The 4,287-nt window shown below is 67.2% G+C and carries 4 protein-coding genes; 1 reads left to right on the top strand and 3 read right to left on the bottom strand.

The features are described from left to right. The 3 genes from RMO40_RS02760 to RMO40_RS02750 all read right to left on the bottom strand — a co-directional run. Positions 1–279: metalloregulator ArsR/SmtB family transcription factor (locus RMO40_RS02760; RefSeq protein WP_309715979.1), on the bottom strand; the 279-nt coding region annotated here is incomplete at its 3' end. A 48-nt stretch (positions 280–327) separates the two neighbouring features. Further along, positions 328–954, bottom strand: coding sequence for a pseudouridine synthase (locus tag RMO40_RS02755; RefSeq protein ID WP_309715976.1), 627 nt, complete (start codon positions 952–954; stop codon positions 328–330). Between the two features lie 3 nt (positions 955–957). Next, the gene (locus RMO40_RS02750) at positions 958–1,662 is read right to left on the bottom strand and encodes a DNA alkylation repair protein (protein ID WP_309715973.1); all 705 of its coding nucleotides are present in this window, start codon (positions 1,660–1,662) and stop codon (positions 958–960) included. Positions 1,663–1,826: 164 nt separating this feature from the next. Between RMO40_RS02750 and RMO40_RS02745 the strand changes: the two genes are divergently transcribed. Beyond that, positions 1,827–4,046, top strand: a complete 2,220-nt coding sequence (locus RMO40_RS02745) for an Ig-like domain-containing protein (RefSeq protein WP_309715970.1) — start codon at positions 1,827–1,829, stop codon at positions 4,044–4,046. The last annotated feature ends 241 nt before the right edge of the window (positions 4,047–4,287 follow it).

Below are 4,287 nucleotides of genomic sequence, written 5' to 3'. Positions count from 1 at the left end.
CGACACGATGGCCGGCCCGTCGATTTCGTAGAAGGTGTGGCGGCCTTGCGTTTGCGAGTGCAACAAGCCGGCGCGTTCCATCAGCTGAAGGTGGCGCGCCACCACCGAGCGGTCTTGCGGCATGGCCTCGGCGATGGTGTTCACGTCGGAGCGGCCTTTCAGAACCAGCTGCCGCAAGATCTCGACGCGCACCGGCTCGCACAAGGCCCTGAAGAAGCCGGTGTCGAGGATTTCCATGCAGGCATTGGCCACGTCTTCACGGGTGGGGTGTTTGGGCATAGATGTGAGCATATGTGCACTCTCATGCACATGTCAAGTCGCCCGCAATCAAAAGGGCACGACGCTGTCGAACTGCATGACTTCATTGCTCACCGGGTGCACCAGCGACAGCGACTGCGCGTGCAGCAGCAGCCGCGTGGAGCGCGCCAGCACTTCGGGCGGCGCGTACAAGGAGTCGCCCACGATGGGGTGGCCGAGGGCCATCAGGTGCACCCGCAGCTGGTGCGAGCGGCCAGTGATCGGCTCCAGCGCCAGGCGTGTGTCGTGCGGCGAACGAGACAGCACGCGGTAGCGCGTCAGCGAAGGCTTGCCCGTGTCGAAGTCGACCTTCTGCCGGGGCCGGTTGGGCCAGTCGGTGATGAGCGGCAGGTCGATCTCGCCGCTGTCTTGTGCCACCTGCCCAGCCACCACCGCCACATACAGCTTGCCCACCTCGCGCTGCGCAAACGCGTCGCTCAGTTGCCGCTGCGCTGGCTTGCCGCGCGCAAACACCAGCAGGCCCGAGGTCGCCATGTCGAGCCGGTGCACCACCAGCGCATCGGCGGCGATCGCCTGCACGCGCGAGGCCATGCAGTCTTGCAAGCCCTCGGCGCGGCCGGGTACCGAGGGCAGGCCAGCGGGCTTGTTGACGACGATCAGTGTGTCGTCGATGTAGACCAGCTCAGGGGTGGCCATCGTTCAGCGGCGCGCCGCGAGGCGCTTCTGAACGGCGTCGCTCTGCAGCTCGCGCAGCGCGTCGGCGGCCACCCAGCGTGCGGCGCGCGAGTCGAGCGTGCGCAGTCGTTGAGCGCAGGCGACGGCTTCGGCATTCAAGGCGGGGTTGCGTTTGCCGATGCTGCGCAGCGCCCAGTTCACCGCCTTCTTGACGAAGTTGCGCTCGTCGGTGGCGGCGTCTTCGATCAAGGGCAGGGTGGCGATGAAGGCCGCGTCGTCGGCCACCTTGTCGTGCACCGCCAGCGCGGCCAGCAGGGAAAATGCAGCGCGTCGCACGAACTCGTCGCGCTGGGTGGCCCACGCCGCCACCTTGCGCCATGAGAGCGCTGAGGCTGCGAATGCGTTGGTGCAGGCCTGGTCGCAGGTGTCCCACGACTGCATGGTCTGGGCCCAGTGGTCCATCTCGCGTGAGGTGAAGCGCGCGGGCTCGGCCACCAAGCTGGCGAGGATCTGTGCGTCGGCGGTGCCGCTGTCCCACAAGGCCAGGGCCAGCGTGTGGTCGCGGCCGAGTTGTTTGCCCAGGCGGCGCAGCGTGGGCACCGACACCCCCAGGCGCGGCTGCGCCACGTTCATGCCGAAGTGCGCCATGCCGGCCAGCTCGTGCGGCCGTGCCTCGGCGTGCAGCAGGCTGAGGGCCAGTCCTAGCGAGGGTGGGCTGAAGAGTTGCATCCGCCGATGCTATCCAAGCTGGCTCTTGCGCCGGCGCGTGGCGGTGCCACTGGTGAATACCTACCCTTGCTAAGGGGCTGGCGCGGCAGTACAAGAATTGCCCGCGTCTGCATCCCCGCAGAGCGCCGGGCAGCCTCACAACAAACAACGCCAGGAGACATCGAATGACTGCTGTTTTCCATTCCGGCCCGTCCCGAGACCCGTGTGGGCCCGCCGATCGTTGGCGCGCTTGGGCGGCTGCCTTGCTGCTGGCCTTGCCGGCTGTGTCCGGTGCAACCGGTGCGACCGGTGCGACCGGTGCGACCGCCGCCGCCGGTGTGCACGTGCGCTTTGATTTGTCGAGCCCCGCCACCAGTCCCTTCCCGAGCGACCGCTTCACCCGGGTCGACTGGACGCAAAAAACCTTCAAGCGAGTGCACCTGCCCAAGCCCGATTGCGCCGCCCGGCCCAGCGACTGCGCCGACATCGACGTCATCAACCAGCTTGACGGCTTCAACACCCAGCCGCGCATCACCATCCCCTTCAGCGGCGACATCAACCCCGCCAGCGTGACCAGCGACACCGTCTACCTCGTCAACCTGGGCGACACGCTCAGCGGCTGGGGTTTCGGCCAGCGGGTGGGCATCAACCAGGTGGTATGGGACGCGGCGACCAAGACGCTGGCCGTCGAGTCCGACGAGTTGCTGGCCGAACACTCGCGCTACGTGCTGGTGGTGACCAACGGCGTGCGAGACGCCGCGGGCAAGCCCATCGAGGCCGGCCCATTCGGCCGTTTCCGCCACGACCTCAACTTCGGCCACAGCAAGGACCGTGACGTGGCCGACTACCGCAAGTCGCTGCTCGACGGCCAGCATGCGAGTGGTGCATCGCAGCACCGTGTGGTGGCCTTGAGCTTGTTCACCACCCAGAGCGCCAGCGCCGACCTGGAAAAGATTCGCGCGCAGATCAAGCGCTCCAATCCAGCACAGATCGACTTCAACATCGGTACGTCGACCGCCGGCCCGGTGCGTGCCGTGTTTGCCCTGAGTGCGCTCACGGGCATCCAGTTCAGCCGGCAGACGGGCGCAGCGCCGGTGTTCACGCCCTCCTTCCTGCCCACGCCGGCGCTCAATGTGGTGCCGGGCTCGGTGGCGCGGGTGGCCTATGGGCGCTTCCGCTCGCCCGACTACCAGACGGCCGAGAAATACATTCCCGCCACGCCCACGCTGCTGGGCCAGCCTCGCGCGCAAGGCAGCAACGACCTGGTGGTGCAGGTGTTCCTGCCGTCGTCGCCCATGCCGGCGGGCGGCTGGCCGGTGGCGATCTTCGGCCACGGCTTCACCGACAGCATGTATGGCGCGCCCTGGACGGTGGCTTCGGTGCTCGCGTCACAAGGCATCGCCACCGTGTCGATCAACGTGGTGGGCCATGGCGGCGGGCCGCTGGGCACGCTCAACGTGTTGCCTTCGGCCGCCGCGCCGGTGGTCGTGCCGGCGGGTGGCCGTGGCTTCGACCAAGACGGCAACGGCAGCATCGACTCCACCGAAGGTGTCAACGCTGCGGCGCCGCGCAGCATCATCGGCAGCCGCGATGGCCTGCGCCAGACGGTGGTCGACCTGATGCAGCTGGTGCGCCAGATCGAGGTGGGTGTCGATGTGGACGGTGACGGTGCGTTCGACCTCAACGCGCAGCGCATCTACTACGCCGGCCAGTCCTTCGGTGGCATCTACGGCACCATCTTGCTCGGCGTCGAGCCCAACATCCAGGCGGGTGTGCCCAACGTGCCGGGTGGTTCGATCACCGAGGTGGCGCGCCTGGGTGTGTTCCGTGGGCTCACCGGCCAGGCGCTGGCCACACGCTTGCCTTCGCTCATCAATGTGGTGCACCCGAGCGGCATCGTGTTCAACGAAAACCTGCCGCTGCGCGACCTGCCGCCGGTGGTCAACACCGTGCCGGGCGCAGCGGCCATCCAGCAGCTGCTCGACCGCAACGAGTGGGTGCAGCAGGCCGGCAACCCGGTTTCGTATGCGAGTCTCATCCGCAAGAAACCGCTGCGTGGCAATGCGCCCAAGCCGGTGATCGTGCAGGTGGCCAAGGGCGACACCGTGGTGCCCAACCCGACCAGCACCGCCATCGTGCGCGCGGGTGAGCTGGCCGACCGCACCACCTACTTCCGCAATGACCTGGCCTATGCCGCCAACAACGCGGTGGGCAAGGGGCCGCACACCTTCCTCACCAACATCGGCAACCCGGCGGCGGCACCGTATGCGGTGGGGGCGCAGACGCAGATGGCGGTGTTCTTTGCGTCGAACGGCACGGTGGTGATGGATCCGGATGGGGCGGGGCCGTTTTTTGAGGTGCCGATCTTGTTGCCGTTGCCGGAGGGGTTGAATTTCATTCCTTAGTGTCGGCTTCGCGTGGGTGTTTCTTCCCACTGCGTGAGACCGCGTCGGGATGTGCCCCCGACAGGGCAGTCCCTTTTCTTTGCTTCGCCAAAGAAAAGGAACCAAAAGAAAGGCGGCCCTCGTCGCCGGTCGGCCCTAGGGGCCGACTGCTCTGCGGTGCTCGGTCTTTGCAGGTCGGGCAGAACTCACTACGCGGCCTGCGGCCGCTGCGTTCAGACAACCGCCCGAAGTCAGTTGTTGA

Origin of the sequence: Rhizobacter sp. (genome assembly GCF_031412075.1) — a bacterium.
In the GTDB taxonomy this organism is placed as follows: Bacteria; Pseudomonadota; Gammaproteobacteria; order Burkholderiales; family Burkholderiaceae_C; genus Rhizobacter.
This window is presented reverse-complemented; position numbering and strand designations above follow the sequence as displayed.

Coding starts and splice junctions, on each gene's coding strand:
- RMO40_RS02745 (WP_309715970.1), top strand. CDS start 1,827: ATGACTGCTGTTTTCCATTCCGGCCCGTCCCGAGACCCGTGTGGGCCC.
- RMO40_RS02755 (WP_309715976.1), bottom strand. CDS start 954: ATGGCCACCCCTGAGCTGGTCTACATCGACGACACACTGATCGTCGTC.
- RMO40_RS02750 (WP_309715973.1), bottom strand. CDS start 1,662: ATGCAACTCTTCAGCCCACCCTCGCTAGGACTGGCCCTCAGCCTGCTG.